This is a genomic window from Streptococcus sp. HJ1, assembly GCF_052399005.1.
Taxonomy (GTDB): Bacteria; Bacillota; Bacilli; order Lactobacillales; family Streptococcaceae; genus Streptococcus.
Genome location: NZ_CP199005.1, coordinates 193,405 through 210,164, shown reverse-complemented (window position 1 = coordinate 210,164; position 16,760 = coordinate 193,405). Strand labels below are relative to the sequence as shown.

Below are 16,760 nucleotides of genomic sequence, written 5' to 3'. Positions count from 1 at the left end.
CGAAAAAGAGAATCAAGATTGCTCCTGATTCTCCATTTTTATGCAATATCAAATTTTAACTGGCCTGCTTTAACACCAATCTTAAGTGTGCTGCCTGCCTCTAATTCTCCCTTGAGAAGAAGTTCTGCCAACTTGTCTTCCACTTCTGTTTGTAGGGTTCTACGAAGTGGACGAGCTCCCATCTCTGGGTCATATCCTTGATTTGCCAACAATTTCAGTGCAGAAGCTTGTAATTTCAAGTCAATGCCTTTTTCAGCCAAACTTGCCACTAAAGGTTTAACCATAATCTTCACTACTTCCTGCATATTATCGCTAGATAGGCTATGGAAGACCACCTTTTCATCAATACGGTTGATAAACTCTGGTCGATAAGCTTTTTTCAACTCTTCAAAGATTCGTTTTTCCATATTTTCCTGATCAAAACGAATGTCCTTGGCCCCAAAGCCGACCGTCTTGTCATCACGAAGAGCCGTCGCACCAAGGTTTGACGTCATGATGATAATGGTATTTGAAAAGTCCACCTTGCGTCCCTTGCTATCTGTCAAGACACCGTCGTCCAGAACCTGCAAGAGGACATTAAAGATATCTGGGTGGGCCTTTTCTACCTCGTCAAAGAGGAGCACAGAGTAAGGTTTGTTGCGAACCTTCTCGGTCAACTCCCCACCTTCTTCGTAGCCTACATAGCCCGGAGGAGCTCCATTGAGACGGCTAGCTGCGAATTTCTCCATATACTCACTCATATCAAAGCGGATAAGGGCTGATTCGTCATCAAAGAGGACTTCTGCCAGAGCCTTTGCCAATTCGGTCTTACCGACTCCTGTCGGCCCTAGGAACATAAAGGAACCAATCGGACGCTTGTGACTGCGAATCCCTGACTGGTTGCGGCGAATGGCACGGCTAATACTTGAAACAGCTTGATCTTGACCGATGACACGTTTGTGTAGTTCAGCTTCCAAGTTCAGGTATTTCTTAGCATCCGTTTGAGTCAGTTTTTGGACTGGAATACCTGACAAGCGACTCAAGGTAGTCAAAATATCAGACTCTGTCACCAAGTCTTTGTAGACAGGTACTTCCTCTTCTTTTGCGATTAGCTGGGCTGCCTGTTTCCACTTGCCATCCATAAGTGCCTTGTCAGCTGGAGTCAAGTCGGATTCGTCTGCTTTCACATGCTTGGATTTGTTTTGCACTGTTGCTGCCGCTTCATCCAAAAGGTCGATAGCAGAGTCTGGTAAGTGACGACTGGTCAAGTAACGATGCGCCATCTTGACAGCTGTTTCAACGGCTTCATCTGTGATTTGCACACGATGGTGTTTCTCATAGGTCGCTTTCAAACCTTGCAAAATAGTCATACTGTCAGCTAGACTTGGCTCTTCAATCGTCACTTTGGCAAACCGACGAGAAAGGGCAGCATCTTTTTCGATGTGTTTCTGGTATTCTTCCTGAGTGGTGGCACCAACCGTTCTCAAAGTTCCACGAGCCAAGGCTGGCTTCAAGATATTGGCCGCATCCAGAGTCGAGTCAATACCGCTACCAGAACCCATGATGGTGTGGAGTTCATCGATAAAGAGGATCACTTTTCCGTCTTCCTCGATATCCTTGATAATGTTGTTCATACGTTCTTCAAAGTCACCACGGAAACGTGTCCCTGCAACGACATTCATCAAATCAAGCTCTAGAACGCGCATCTTGGCCATTTCCGCAGGTACACCCCCACTAGCAATACGCTGGGCAAGTCCAAGTGCTAGAGCTGTTTTCCCGACACCCGCATCTCCAACCAAGACCGGATTGTTCTTGGTTTTACGGCTCAAGATTTGAATCATACGTGAGATTTCCTTATCTCGACCGATAACTGGCTCTAACTTGCCAGAACGCGCTTGCTCCGTCAGGTCATGCGTGTAGTCCTCTAGACCACCACTTTGAGCTTGAGGCATGCCCATCATATTGGCCATGGAATTTTGCTTGTCAGTTACTGTGCGATGACGTTGACGCAAAGCCTTGAGATCTTCTCTTGTCCATCCTGCACGTTCTTCTAGATTGCGACGAAGAGCAGCAATTCTGACCTGATCTTTCTGGTCTTCATAAGAAAAGCCTGCTCTCTCCAAGATGCGAGTCGCCAAGGCATTGCCATCATGCAAGATTGCATATAATACATGCTCTGTCCCTAGCACCTTTGCATGGACCACTGAGGCCACATACTCTGCTTCTGCAAAGAGAACTTCTAAACGATGGGAAAAGGGCAATTCCGTAAAGATTTCGTCTTGGCTATAGTCCGTTTCAGTCAGTTCCAACGCAACCTCTTCTAAACGGTCCATTTCATAAGGATAATCATTTAGAGTCGCACCGGCCACACTGTAACTGTGATTGGACATGGCAATCAATAAATGCCAAGACTCTAGGTAACGAGCTCCAAAATGGCTCGCAACCATGTAGGCACTTTCGATACATTCATTCAATGCTTTTGAATAGTTCATCTTACTTCTCTTTTCTATCTACCTCTTGTAATAGCTGTCGGAGCATATTGGCACGGATAACTGAGGATTCTTCCCCTAGGACACGATCTGTTGCTACAGAAGTCAGCAAGGTCATCTCCTGCTTGGTCATCAAGTCCTGCTCCACCAAAAGCTGGAGAATATCCTCATAAATCTCCTGACTAACTCGCTCACCAATCGAGTAAAGCAAATCGCGGAGCATCTCATGATGACTGGAAAATTCAATCCGTCCTATGCGAATGTAGCCTCCACCACCACGCTTGCTCTCAACCAAGTAACCTCTACTTTCCGTAAAGCGGGTCTTGATGACATAGTTGATCTGGCTCGGTACAACCTGAAAGGTATCTGCTAACTGGCTCCGTTGCAATTCCACGATACCAGATTGGTCTAAAATCGCCTTGATATAGGCTTCAATATGATCTGATGTATTTTTAAATCTCATAGTAAATCAAACTCCTTCTTTGAACCTTGACTATCTTTGACTATTATACCGAAATTTTTAATTTTTTTAAAGGAAAAGGGAGCGAGTAAAATAAAATATTGTGAGATCTTCAACTTTAACCACCTTCATTAGATAGTTTACGTCTTGTGGAGTGATATAAACTAATAGTCTCAAAACAAAAAAGCCCCTAGAAAACGAATTTTCTAGAGACTTTCTCTATCAAGTTTAAGAGAGAAGAAATATTCTCACTTACCAAGTTTCATGTTTCTCCTACGAAAGCCTAAGCTTTACGTTTTACGAAGAATACCAATCCGCTCAATGCCAATACTACAAATCCAATTGCAGAAAGGATAGAGGTTGCTTCACCTGTATTTGGAAGTTCAGCTTGACCTTTTTCCTCAGTTACTGGAGGTGTTGGTTGTGTATCTGGCGTTGGTGCTGGATCTGGCGTTGGTGCTGGATCTGGCGTTGGCGCTGGATCTGGCGTTGGTGCTGGATCTGGTGTTGGTGCTGGATCTGGCGTTGGCGCTGGATCTGGCGTTGGCGCTGGATCTGGCGTTGGCGCTGGATCTGGCGTTGGCGCTGGATCTGGCGTTGGCGCTGGATCTGGCGTTGGTGCTGGATCTGGTGTTGGTGCTGGATCTGGCGTTGGCGATGGATCTGGCGTGTAGATGTTCTTAAAGACACTACCTGCTGGGTATTCAACAGCCGCCTTCAAGGCGTTTGTTGCTGCATCTTTGGTTACTGTTACTTTTACAGTCTTTTCTGTATCGTAAGTAATACCAGTTGCTCCAGCATTCACTTCTTTTACAGTATAAGTATGAACACCTTCTGCATCATAGTTGATTACATTAAACGTTACTTTTCCAGCTTGGTTTGTTTTTGTATCCAGTTTGTTTGTATCTTCATACAATTCAAATTGGAATTCACCATCAACCAAAGCACGACCAGTCAATTCTTTCGTAAACTCAAGTGTTGCTGATGTAGCTGTTGGAGCCGGTGGAACTGGTGCTGTATAAATATTTGTGAAGACACGTTCTGCATCCGGATTTTCTACAGTCGCAACCAATTGACCTTGACCGTTATCTGCTACAGTTACTTTAACTGTGTAAGATTCAGTTGAGTAAGTCACACCTGACTCTGTTTCTGCTTTTTCAGTGATAGTGTAAGTGTGCTCTCCTGCTTCTGTGTAGTTGACGTTAAAGACAACTTCTCCTGAAGCAGTATTCTTAGCCGTAGCTACAACTACATCTTTATCTTTAACTGTTTCTTTCAATTCGAAAGTATAAGCATCAGCCACAAGCTCTTTACCATTCAAGACTTTTTTAGCCTTGATTGTCGCGCTTGTTGAAGCAGCTTTATAAACGTTCGTGAAAGTAATGTTCTCTGCATCTGGTGTTGCAACAAGTTGACCTTGGCCGTTATCTTTAACGACTACATTTACTTCATAAGCATTTGGATCGTATTCAACTCCGGCTACATCACCTGCTTTTTCAGAGATAGTGTATGTATAAGTTTTTTCTTCTGTGAGTGTAAGTTCTGGGAATTGAATCTTACCGTCTGCAGCGTTTTTAGCTGTCGCAACGACTTTGTCACTTTCTTTTTCTTTCAACTCAAATTCAAATTTTCCAGCTTCAAGGGCTTTACCGTTCAAGACTTTCTTAGCTTCAAGTTGAAGTTTTGCTTCTTTAGCTGCGTATGAGTTTGTAAATTCTTTCTTAGAATCTTCAAATTTGACGCTTGCTAATTTTTCACCCAAAACATCTTCTACTGTTACAGTTGCTTTAAGGACGTTCGCATCATAAGTGTATCCAGGTTTGTTATCATTAACTTCTTTAATGGTATATTTAAAAGTTCCTGCTTCTTTGTATTTGATTGCCTCAAACTTCACTTTACCATTTTCATCATTTTTGACAGTTTGTAAAACATTACCCTGATCATCTAGAAGTTGGAAACTAAATGCATCTTTTTCAAGAGTTTTACCATTAAGTTTCTTAGTCACTTCTAGAGCAACCTCATCCGATTTAGCACCTACACCAATACCGTCAGTAGTTGTAATTGGTGCAAAACCTTCAAATTCTATTGGTTGGACTTCCTCGTTTGTAGTGACAGTTACATTGTTCAATACACGTTTAGTAACTGGATTGACTGGTTTAGTCAAACGAGTACGATACATGATATAAAGCCCTTTATGATCTAAGGTTCCATCACCATTAGGTGTAATTGAGAAATGGTTCTTATCTGTCACTTGAACATGAGCACTATCCAATTTTGTTCTTCCGTAACCATTTTCCCAGTCTGGGAAGTAGTAACCAGTGATTTCACTTGCAAGAACTTGTCCATCAGGAATAGTATCTTGGATATTTACACCAGTGTAAGATTTTGCATAACGGTTAACACGGATACGCCAGTTTACATAGTTAGGATCGTCTGAGTCTTGAACTCCCCATTTAGTAAATCCAGTTGGGTCAACGTCTGGAACGATACGAGTCAGATGATAAACTCCTGCACCAGGAATGTTGATTTCATATTCCTTATTCTTTTCAACATGGTCTGCCCATACTACAGTAAATGATGCAACAATTTGTTTGTTCTCATTAAACTTCTTAAAGTACTCTTCGTTTGTTACTGTAATCTTAGCAGTATTCGTTGCCTTCTCTGTTGTCAGCGTTGCAATCGTATCACCGTTCGGAGCTTTCAAATCTGTAGTAGAATCTACTTCGATTTTAAACTCATTTGGAACGTGATAAACCATGAAATCACCGTTTTTCAGAGTTACATTGTCTGGGAATGCGTAAGTTGTTTTAAGATAGAACTTACCTTCACCATATTTGGCATGATCGACTAATCGGTTCGTATTAATCGTCGGCTCTGTAGTCAAAGTGTACTCTGATTCAGTTTTTTCGGCAGCACTAACAACGCCATTAAGTCTTAGCGCAGGCAAAAAGACTGACACAACCAGTAGCAAGGCCATCAAGCCATGAAAGAGTTTACTAGTTCTCTTTTTCACCACATTATCCTCCTTATTGTCTATAATGGTTCAATTATATTATACAGATTCATGACAGGATGTCAACTAAAATTTATTTATTTTTATATTAACTTACTATTTATTTAAATATTAAGCCTAATCATGCATGTTCATCAGCTTTGAAACAATTAAATCCAAGCAAGGATTTCGCTTGTATTTAATATATAATAATTTCCTAAAGAGCTATGTGTTCAATCCCAATTCTGCTAATATTTGCCGTTTGTAGGCAATTTTTTGGACTTCCTTGTCTTCGTTCTGGGACCAATCTAGTTTAATTTCTGAAACAATTTGCCCAGGACGATTTTTCAAGATGTAGATGCGGTCACTGAGATTGAGGGCCTCCTCGATACTATGCGTGATGATCAAGGTCGTCAGCTGTAGCTGTTTGTGAATCTCCAGGTACCAAGCGTGGAGTTCCATCTTTGTCATCTCATCTAAGGCGCTAAAAGCCTCATCCAAAAGAAAGAGCTTGTGCCCAAAAAGGTAGGTACGAAGTAAGGCCACACGCTGACGCATCCCACCACTGAGTTCGTGAGGATACTTGTCCCGTACAGCTGTCAACTGGAAGGTCGCAAGGATGTCATCCGCTCGAGCAATAGCCTCTGCCTTATCCACCTTTTGAATCAAGAGGGGCAGGATGATATTGCCAAGCACCGTCTTGTGCTCCAAGAGGAGATCCTTTTGCAACATATAACTCACGCGCCCCTTGGGATTCTCCTCGCCATCAAGGACAATTCGTCCAGACTGGACTTCTAAAATTCCTGCAATCAGGTTAAAGAGGGTAGTCTTGCCTACACCACTGGGACCTAGGATAGAGACTACTTCACCCGAAGTCACCTGCAGGTTGATATCCTCTAAAATTTTTTCATCGCCATAGGCATAACTTACATGTTCGAGTCTAATTTCTGTCATTATTTTACAAATTCGTTAGTGAAGCCCTTGTCAGTCAAGTCTTCTTTGAGGATACCATGTTCTTTATCCCATTTGTAGAAGGCATTCCAGCGGTCAGCGTCAAATTGTCCCCATTTTTCCTTGTCGCTTGCATATTCTTTTGACAAGTATTTTTGAGATTCGATGACAAAGTCACGCTTTTCCTTGAGTTCAGGTGCGTTCTTAATGAGGATATCTGCTGCTTCTTCTGGATGTTCCATGGCATATTGGTAGCCTTTTTTGATGGCTTGGATGACTTTGCGAGCTTCTTCCTTGTTGTCTTTGAGATAGTCGTTGTTTGCGATGATAACGGGTGAGTAGTAGTCAAACTCCTTGACATAGTCTTTCAAGTACATAAAGTTAGCATCTACGCCTTGAGATTTAGCAAGGATACCATCCCAACCGTAGTAAATCCAAGCAGTGTCAAAAACGCCATTGGCAATCGGTGTGATGGAGTTTGAGTCGTTGTTTGGTACTTTTTCGACCTTCTCAAAGTCTCCGCCTTGTGATTCTACCAAGGTTTTCAACATAGCAAGCTCCGTTGGGTCATTCCAGGTTCCGTATTTCTTGCCAACCAAGTCTTTGGGACTGCTTACATTGTCAGATTTACGAGAAATGATTCCTGATGTATTGTGCTCAACGATAGCGGCAACGGCAGTAATGCCTGCACCTTTTTCCAATTTTTTAGCCATGTAGTCTTGGAAATAGATAGCAAATGGTGCCTTGCCATTAATCACCAAGTCAGATGAGCTTTCTTCTGGTGGCAATTTCAAATCAACATCCACTCCAGCTTCTTTGAAATAACCTTTTTCCTTGGCAACATAAAGCCCCGTGTGGTTTGTATTTGGGGTCCAGTCTAGGATAAAGTCAATTTTCTTAAGTTCTGCTTCTTTGTTGTCCTTAGAAGCAGTTCCTTGACCACAGGCCACAAGCACAACAGCTACAAGAGCCGTTACAAGCGTTAAAAACACTTTCCATGTTTTTTTCATTTTGATTTCCTCTTTTCTTTTTCTAAAACGCTCTTTTTAAGTACGTTTCCATTTAATCACATATTTTTCACTAATATCGACCAACTTCATACCCAAAAGGCTGATAATTGACACCAGAATAATAATGGCAAACATGGTATCATACTGAAACAGTTTCTTGGACTGAATCATGTAGACACCTAGTCCTTCAAAGCCTCCCAACCACTCAGATACCACTGTTGTGATAAAAGCGTAGGAGACACTGACTCTCAGACCTGCATAAAAGTAAGGCAGGCTGACAGGGATTTTAAAATGCCACAGGATTTGCCAAGGCTTGGCTCGCATCAGACTAAACAAGGTCAGCATATCCTTGTCACAGTGCCTAAATCCATCCAAAATACTGACGATGATAGGGAAGGTTGTCGTCAGGATAATCAAGACAATCTTGGGTAAAATTCCATAACCTAGCCACAAGACTAGAATAGGAGCTATCGCAATGGTCGGAATGGTCTGAACAACCACCATCATAGGGTAAATCAAGTCATTAAGCCAAGTCAGACTGTCCATAAGCACTGCCATGAGACAGGCAATTAAGACTCCTAGAACCAGCCCCAGTATAGCTACTCTCAAGGTGGCCCAGCTATGGTGCCAGAGAAATTCTCTGTCACGAGCAAAGGCCTGGAGAATTTCAAAAGGAGTTGGCAGAATAAACTTGGGGAGCAGTTTAAGCAACCCTGCTAACTGCCAGATTGACAAGACTCCTAGAAAACCCAATAGACTAATGTGACGTCTCAGTATACTTTTCAAGTTTCTCATCAATACTTAAAATTTCTCCTACATTTATTTTGACATTGGCAAAGACATTATCTGCTTCCTGCCCTGCCACTTCAAGCGCTTCTTTGAGAATGCGCATGAGCTCATCAAACTCCCCTTCCAAGACCGTTTCAAATGGTGTCACCACCATGGTCACGGACTGAGCTTGCAGATAAGCAATCACCTGATCGATAATAGCAATTCGATTAATCCCCTGTGATAGGGGCAAGACTTGCAAGGCAATGCTTGCTTTCATAAAAACCTCCTTTTCTCAGGTTTCCTTTTGATAAAAAGAAAACCCCTTCCATATATGGAAAAGGTGCAGAATTCGGCTAAGTATCGTTCCTACGCTGGCATTACCCAGATCAGGTGCGGTCGAAGTTTAACACTTCCTCTCAGACTGTACACAGACTCCCATATCTTATATGGACATATAGTAACGCAAATACAAGGAAAAGTCAAGGAAACTGCTTACAGAAAACTATGAAAAAGAGTTTGAAGGCAAATGCTTCAAACTCTTTCATAACTTTCTTATTTAGCCTCGTACCAGGTTGCTCCTTCATTCTCATCTGCGATAAGGGGAACACTGAGCTGGATGGCTTCTTCCATGGTTTGTTTCACCAGTACTTTGACGGCTGCTAGTTCTGATTTCGGAATCTCAAGGACAATTTCATCATGCACTTGCAATAACATCTTGGTCTGATAACCGCCCTCTACTAAAGCCTTGTCTAGCTGGATCATAGCAATCTTGAGGATATCTGCAGCTGAGCCCTGGATAGGAGAGTTGATGGCTGTCCGCTCTGCAAAACCACGAATGTTGAAGTTGCGCGAATTAATATCTGGCAACTCGCGACGACGCTTGAAGAGGGTCTCTACATATCCCTTATCACGCGCCTCACGTACCACTTCTTCCATATAGTTTTTAATACCTGGGAAACGTTCAAAATAGGTATCAATGTAGGCTTTGGCCTTCTTACGACTAATACCAAGATTGTTTGCCAAGCCAAAATCTGAAATTCCGTAAACCACTCCAAAGTTTACCGCCTTGGCATTACGACGGTCGTTTGGAGTCACATCTTCAGGACGTTCAATACCAAAGACCCGCATGGCCGTCGAGGTATGGATATCTGCTCCCTCTTGAAAGGCCTTAATCAAGTGCTCATCCTTAGAGATATGTGCCAAAACGCGCAATTCAATCTGTGAATAGTCCGAGCTGAGCAGCACACTATCCTCCCACTCAGGCACAAAAGCCTTACGAATGAGACGGCCTTGTTCCAAACGCACAGGGATATTTTGCAAGTTTGGATCTACACTAGACAAACGTCCAGTCTGAGTCAAATCTTGCACATAGCGCGTGTGGATCTTGCCATCATCCAAAATCCAGTCCTGCAAACCAATCACATAGGTAGATTGAATCTTAGCAATCTGACGGTAGTCTAGAATTTTTTTAACAATCGGAGCAATAGGAGCTAGACGCTCTAGCACATCCACAGCTGTCGAGTAACCTGTCTTGGTTTTCTTGGTGTACTCTAGAGGAAGACCCAGTTTTTCAAAGAGAAGGACGCCTAACTGCTTAGGTGAATTGATATTAAACTCCTCACCAGCCAGTTCGTAAATCTCTTGAGTGAGTTGCTCAATGACGACCTCATTTTCAGCCTGCATTTCAAGTAGGGTTTCTTTTTTGACCTTGATCCCAGCAATTTCCATCTTAGCAAGGACAAAAGCCAGAGGTTGCTCCATGTCATAGAGAAGGTCTAACTGTCCATGTTCACTGAGTTTTTCAAGTAAAACCGGCTCCGTCTCAACCAATACAGCAACCTTGCGAGCTAGGTGTTCCAAGAATTTCTCTCTCTCAGGGATAGCTTTCTTGACCCCCTTACCGTAGAAAGTCTCATCATCGACCAAGTATGTTTGACCGTAGAGATTCGCAATGGTTGAGATTTCATTGTTCTCGACTGTTGAGAGTAAGTATTTTGCCAAGCGACTGTCAAAAGCAGGTGCCTGCAGGTTCAAGCCCAAGCGATTTAAAAGAACCTTCGCTTTCTTAAAGTCATACACTTTCAGAGGTGTTTTTTCTAAAAATTCCTTGAAAATCGGCTCCTGCAAGAGCTCAAGTTTATCTGTGGCGTAAAGTTTATCCCCACAGGACCAGGCAAAACCAACCAAGTCATCTGTATGGTAGTTCTCACCAAAGAGTTCAAAGTGGAAGATGGAGTCGGCACTCAGCATGTCTTGACTGACGTGGTCAACGATGGCGAAATCCAAACTTTCAGGCACATCTGTCGATGAAATATTTAAAGCTTGTTTGAGCTGTTTGAAGCCCATCTCATCGTAGAATTTCCCAAGATTTTCCACATCTGGGCCATTATAGACCAAATCATCTAGTCCAATCTCAATTGGTGCCTGAGTTTCAATGGTCGCCAAGGTTTTAGACAAAAAGGCTTGTTCCTTGTCATTGATGAGATTTTCCTTCATCTTAGAAGCCTTCATCCCATCGATATTTTCATAAATACCCTCAAGCGAACCATGTTCCAGCAAGAGTTTGATACCCGTCTTTTCACCAATCTTAGTAACACCAGGGATATTATCAGACTTATCCCCCATAAGAGCCTTAAGATCAATGAACTGAGCTGGTGTGAGGCCCATCTTTTCCATGAGGGAATCTGGTGTAAAGGCCTCAAACTCAGCCACACCTTTCTTGGAAATCTCGACCACCGTATGCTCATCCGTCAACTGGATCAAATCCTTATCTCCGCTAACGATTGTCACATCAAAAGAATCCTTCTCAGCCAAACGGCCTAGAGTCCCGATGATATCATCGGCTTCATACTGGGGCAACTCATAATGGCGAATTCCAAGGTGGTCTAACAACTCACGAATGAAGGGAAATTGCTCACGAAACTCATCTGGAGTTTTAGCACGGCCACCCTTGTAGTCTGCATACATCTCTGTTCGGAAAGTCGTCTTACCTGCATCAAAAGCTACCAAAACATGACTGGGCTCAACTCGCTCTAAGACATGATTCAACATAAGTTGAAAGCCGTAAATTGCATTGGTATGAAGGCCATTAGCATTTTTAAACCGATCCAACTGCTGATAGAGCGCAAAAAAAGCCCGAAAAGCAACAGAAGATCCATCAATTAATAATAATTTTTTCTTGTCCATACACCCATTATAAAGGAAAGCAAGGAAAAATACCATCGGAAAGAGCTGAAAAACGTGGACTTGTCCCTATTTCACCATAAAAAAGAAAAGGACTATTCAAATCCTTTTCTTCTATTGATTTCATGCGATTTATTTATTAAATTTTCTCTTTGCAAATGGTAGCAAACCAAGAAGGAGACCAACAAATCCTAGCGATGCAACTGCTGAAGCATCTTGGCTTCCCGTATTTGGAAGGAATTGTTCATCTGTTGCTGCAGGCGCTTTGTAGGTACGATCTTGTTTCGTTCCGAGAGTAGGATTTGTAGCCAAAGGAGCTACACTGCCAGTATATTCTGGAACTTCGTTTACTGCTGGTTCAATCTTTTCAGCGTAGGCTGGAATATTGGCTACTGCTGGGGCACCACTTTCTCCATAAACTGGAACATTCGCTACTGCCGGAGCACCGCTTTCTCCATAAACTGGAACATTCGCTACTGCTGGAGCACCGTTTTCTCCATAAACTGGGACATTCGCTACTGCCGGAGCACCGCTTTCTCCATAAACTGGGACATTCGCTACTGCTGGGGAACCACTTTCTCCATAAGCTGGAACATTCGCTACGGCTGGAGCGCCACTTTCGCCATAGGCTGGGAGTTCATTTACAGCAGCTTCTACCGCATTTGCACCTTTGTTGTATTCTGGCAACTCTGCAGTTGCAGCTTCTACTGCATTCACCCCACCTTTAAAGTCTTCAATTTCAAGAACAGCCGACATGACACTGCTTAGAGTCTTAATAGCATCCTCATAGTCTGCTAAAGCTTGTTGCAAGTCTTTTACTTGACTATTTTTGTCACCAGAAACTTGCAAACTTGACAATTGCACTTTAATCTTAGCAACTTGCTCTTCTAATTTACTTAGCTCAAGTTTTTTCGCATTACTATTTTCTTCTGCTGCTTCCTTGTCTGCTGCAGCGAGTTTAGCTTGGTCTTGGCTTGAGAAATCTTCTTGACTCAGCGCTTCGGCTGGTGTCACCTGATCGCTGTCTTCTGCCAAGAAATCATCTAACAAATCTGATGCTTCGATGTCACCTTCTTCGATGGCTTTCAAGATAGCATCCTTACCAATCACTTCTTTAGCTGCCTTAATAGCTGCTTCCTTATCAGTGATAGTAGCATCTTTGTTGATGTCGTCGATTGTCTCTTTTTCAATTTTTTCTAAGGCAGCGATTAAATCTGAGCGAACTTTTGCTGCTTCTTCCGCCGCTTCCTTATCTGCCGTAGCAAGTTTAGCTTGGTCTTGGCTTGAGAAATCTTCTTGACTCAGCGCTTCGGCCGGTGTTACCTGATCGCTGTCTTCTGCCAAGAAATCTGCCAGTAAGTCGGACGCTTCGATGTCACCTTCTTCGATAGCTTTCAAGATGCCGTCCTTGCCAATCACTTCTTTAGCTGCCTTAATCGCTGCTTCTTTATCAGTGATAGTGGCATCCTTATTGATGTCGTCGATGGTTGATTTTTCGATTTTTTCTAGGGTAGCGATTAAATCTGAGCGAACTTTTGCTGCTTCTTCCGCTGCTTCCTTGTCGGCTTTAGCGAGTTTAGCTTGGTCTTGGCTTGAAAGTTGAGATTGAGTTTTTGCTTCGGCTGGTGTTACCTGATCGCTGTCTTCTGCCAAGAAATCTGCCAGTAAGTCGGACGCTTCGATATCGCCTTCTTCAATGGCTTTCAAGATAGCGTCCTTGCCAATTACTTCTTTAGCTGCCTTAATCGCAGCTTCTTTATCGGTAATAGAGGCGTCTTTATTGATGTCCTCGATTGTGGATTGTTCAATACCCTCAAGGGTTGTCAACAATTCGCTGTGGGCTTTGTCTTCTGCTGCCTGCTTTACTTCTTCCTCTTTCTTAGCTTCCTCAGCTGCTTCCTTGTCCGCTGCAGCGAGTTTAACTTGGTCTTGGCTTGAAAGTTGTGATTGGGTCTTCGCTTCAGCTGGGGTGACCTGATCACTTTCCTCTGCCAAGAAATCAGCTAGCAAGTCTGACGCGTCAAGATCACCTTCTTCAATGGCTTTCAAGATAGCATCCTTGCCAATCAGTTCTTTAGCTGCCTTAATCGCAGCTTCCTTATCAGAAATAGAGGCGTCCTTGTTGATGTCTTCGATGGTTGATTGTTCGATACCCTCAAGGGTTGTCAACAATTCGCTGTGGGCTTTGGCTTCCTCAGCTGCTTCCTTATCTGCTGCAGCGAGTTTGGCTTGAACTTGGTTAGAAAGTTGTGATTGAGTCTTCGCTTCGGCTGGGGTGACCTGATCGCTTTCCCCTGCCAAGAGGTCAGCTAACAAGTCTGACGCGTCAAGGTCACCTTCTTCGATAGCTTTCAAGACGGCGTCCTTACCAATTACTTCTTTAGCTGCCTTAATCGCTGCTTCCTTATCAGTGATAGAAGCATCCTTGTTCAGGTCATCAATTGTCTCTTGTTCAATTTTTTCTAAGGTAGCGAGTAAATCTGAACGAACTTTAGCGGCCTCAACCTGGGCATCTTTATCAGCTTCATCTAACTTAGCTTGGTCTTCATCTGTGAATTCTGATACAGGTTCAGCTACTGTTTTGTGCTCGCTCGTATCTGCTGGCCAATCTACAATAACATCACCAATCTCCAAATCCTCATCTGCAATAGCCTTCAGAAGATCTTCTTTACCAATCTCTTCCTTAGCTGCCTTAATTGCTGCTTCCTTGTCTATAATAGAGGTGTCTTTCTTAATCTCTTCAATTACAGAATTTTCAAGATCTTCTATAGCTTGCAATAAAGCTCCTATAGCTTGAGAAACTTGCTCTCTCGCATCTTTTTCTGCTTGATCTAGCAGTGCCATCTCCTCAGCAGACAACTGTTTATTTGTTTTCGCTTCAGGACCTGTTACCACTGGTTTATCTTCTGCACCTTCTGGTAATTCAGCGATAATATTGTCTAAACTGAGCTCTCCAGACTCAAGGGTATCTGAAATATACAGCTTACCGATATATTCCTTCACAGCCTTAACTGCAGCTTCTTTGTCCTCAATCGCTTCCTTATCCTCGATATCACTGATAGCCTGCTCTTCTAACTCATCCAAAGCCTGCATCAATTCTTCTTTGGTCATCTTGGCTAGACTTGTTGCTTCAGGATTAGCTGGACTAGCGTTTTCTAATCCCTTTTCAGTTTGATCACTCCTCTCACCTTCTGGCGCAGTTTGTGGTTGTGTGGGAATCGCTGCCTGCTCCTCTACTTTTCCCCCATCTGCCTTAACTACTGAAGGTTGTGAAACGAATACACCAGCTCCCAGAACAGCTGCACTTGCTAAACTCGTTAAAATAACTTTCTTCTTGCCCATTAGAAAACGCCCCTCTTTTTACTTTTTGTAATTATTATATTATATTGTACATTCTTCGTCAACTCCTTTCCTAAACAACTCAAACTTCCATGATTAAATTGAGCAAATCAGATTCTCTCCCCATTACTATCGAGTTTGTGCCCATCAACTACTCTATTAACAGCTAAGGCTCCCGAAGCATCGACATAGTAATATTTGCCAGAGACTTGGAACCATTGACTGGCTTTCATCTGACCAGATTCCTCTAAGTAATACCAAGTTCCCTTGTCTTTAAGCCAGCCCGTCTGCATCTCACCCGAAGCCTTTAGATAATACCAGTGAGAGCCATCCTTAATCCAGCCAGTTGACATGGCCCCATTCTCTTTTAAATGATACCAATTGCCATTAACTTTTTTCCATCCTGTCGCTAGCTTACCATTCTCTCGGTAATACCAACTCCCTCCTTCTTTTTTCCACCCATTCTCTGTATTGCTTAACTTTTCATACTTCACATATCTTCTAGAACCGCTATAAGACAAATAACCGAGCCACTTATAACCGTCCTTTTCAAGAACTTGATCATAACTCACACTCTCACCAGCATAATAGTAGTCAATAACCTGTCCTGTGCTTGATGGTTGGTCCATAATAGGCGATTTCCCCGTGAATACCATTGTCCCACTAGACGGAAGCTCTGAGCTACGAGCATTCTCACCCGCACTATGGCTAGTAGATAAATCCTTGAAATGAATAAAACCTGTCATCGAACTAGCCTTGACTTTTCGACGGTTATACTTTTCTCGAACCCCATAGTTATACTCTTCGATTTCAATCGTATCCCCCGACACATTTGATACCCAGGCCACGTGCCCATAATAACCTTCTGTTGACCAAGCAATAGCCCCAACTTCTGGCTTAGTATCCACACGGTAGCCTTCTCGCCTTGCACGATGACCCCATTCATTTGCATTTCCATAGGCAGGAGGAATCTCAAAGCCATTTACACTACTCAAACGAAAGGCCGCAAAAGAGGTACACTGGCGAGAATACATCCGCCACTGATCGATTTCAACACTACCATTTTTGTAGTGAAGCGGATAGTCATCTCCACGCGCTACACTGTCGGCCTGAACTGATTCCCCACCAAACAAAAAGGTACTTGTAACAAACAAAGTAGCCAGCCCTACACTCAACTGAGTACATCTACTCTTCTTAACTCCTGATTTTAAAAACGTCATTCATTCTCCTTAATAATATAAATTTCCGAGGTTCCCCTCGTTTATACTATTCGGGAGAAAAAGAAAAAAGTGAGCAAAGCTCACTTCATTTTAGGATTCTTAGTCTAGATAGCGAATCAAGTTCTTTTCTGTCAAGATATCTGAGTAGGTGAAGGATTCAACGTAGACATTGGCTTGTTTGTCTCCTTCAACATCCCCAAATTCAACGATAAATAGAGATGGATAAACCTCAATTAGCTTACCCAATCTATTTTTTTGGCGCTTACGGCCATTTTCCAAAGTCATTTCAACGACTTGTCCCTCATGTGCCTTGATCTCTTCTTTGATTTTTTTCATCTTGGCTACATCTGTAAATGCATCTGACAT

General features: G+C 42.8%; 11 protein-coding genes. All 11 read right to left on the bottom strand.

Features of this window, described 5'->3' with window-relative positions; translation table 11 throughout:
* Positions 1 to 38 precede the first annotated feature (38 nt).
* On the bottom strand, positions 39 to 2,471 hold the full coding sequence (locus ACT17O_RS01100) for an ATP-dependent Clp protease ATP-binding subunit (protein ID WP_444817554.1): 2,433 nt from the start codon (positions 2,469 to 2,471) through the stop codon (positions 39 to 41).
* A gap of 1 nt (position 2,472) precedes the next feature.
* On the bottom strand, positions 2,473 to 2,931 hold the full coding sequence (locus ACT17O_RS01095; RefSeq protein ID WP_444817553.1) for a CtsR family transcriptional regulator: 459 nt from the start codon (positions 2,929 to 2,931) through the stop codon (positions 2,473 to 2,475).
* A 280-nt stretch (positions 2,932 to 3,211) separates the two neighbouring features.
* Positions 3,212 to 5,941 (bottom strand): Spy0128 family protein, encoded by a 2,730-nt coding sequence (locus tag ACT17O_RS01090; protein WP_444817552.1) that lies wholly within the window; start codon positions 5,939 to 5,941, stop codon positions 3,212 to 3,214.
* A gap of 204 nt (positions 5,942 to 6,145) precedes the next feature.
* Positions 6,146 to 6,874 carry an ABC transporter ATP-binding protein gene (locus ACT17O_RS01085; protein ID WP_278275837.1) on the bottom strand — a complete coding sequence of 243 codons (729 nt, stop codon included), beginning with the start codon at positions 6,872 to 6,874 and terminating at the stop codon, positions 6,146 to 6,148.
* Entirely contained in the window at positions 6,874 to 7,881 is a 1,008-nt protein-coding gene (locus tag ACT17O_RS01080) for an ABC transporter substrate-binding protein (RefSeq protein WP_049520566.1), read from the bottom strand. The genes ACT17O_RS01085 and ACT17O_RS01080 overlap by 1 nt, the downstream gene beginning before the upstream one ends.
* A 36-nt stretch (positions 7,882 to 7,917) precedes the next feature.
* Positions 7,918 to 8,676 carry an ABC transporter permease gene (locus ACT17O_RS01075; protein ID WP_444817551.1) on the bottom strand — a complete coding sequence of 253 codons (759 nt, stop codon included), beginning with the start codon at positions 8,674 to 8,676 and terminating at the stop codon, positions 7,918 to 7,920.
* Positions 8,639 to 8,929: a thiamine-binding protein gene (locus ACT17O_RS01070; RefSeq protein ID WP_033630523.1), complete on the bottom strand. Its 291-nt coding sequence runs from the start codon at positions 8,927 to 8,929 to the stop codon at positions 8,639 to 8,641. The genes ACT17O_RS01075 and ACT17O_RS01070 overlap by 38 nt, the downstream gene beginning before the upstream one ends.
* 275 nt (positions 8,930 to 9,204) lie before the next feature.
* Entirely contained in the window at positions 9,205 to 11,838 is a 2,634-nt protein-coding gene (gene polA / locus ACT17O_RS01065; protein ID WP_444817550.1) for a DNA polymerase I, read from the bottom strand.
* A gap of 129 nt (positions 11,839 to 11,967) precedes the next feature.
* A complete protein-coding gene (locus tag ACT17O_RS01060) occupies positions 11,968 to 15,177 on the bottom strand; it encodes an SIALI-17 repeat-containing surface protein (protein WP_444817549.1) in 3,210 nt (1,069 codons plus the stop codon).
* 107 nt (positions 15,178 to 15,284) lie between these two features.
* The gene (locus ACT17O_RS01055) at positions 15,285 to 16,394 is read right to left on the bottom strand and encodes an SH3 domain-containing protein (RefSeq protein ID WP_444817548.1); all 1,110 of its coding nucleotides are present in this window, start codon (positions 16,392 to 16,394) and stop codon (positions 15,285 to 15,287) included.
* A 99-nt stretch (positions 16,395 to 16,493) separates the two neighbouring features.
* Positions 16,494 to 16,760 carry a Veg family protein gene (locus ACT17O_RS01050; protein WP_001278165.1) on the bottom strand — a complete coding sequence of 89 codons (267 nt, stop codon included), beginning with the start codon at positions 16,758 to 16,760 and terminating at the stop codon, positions 16,494 to 16,496.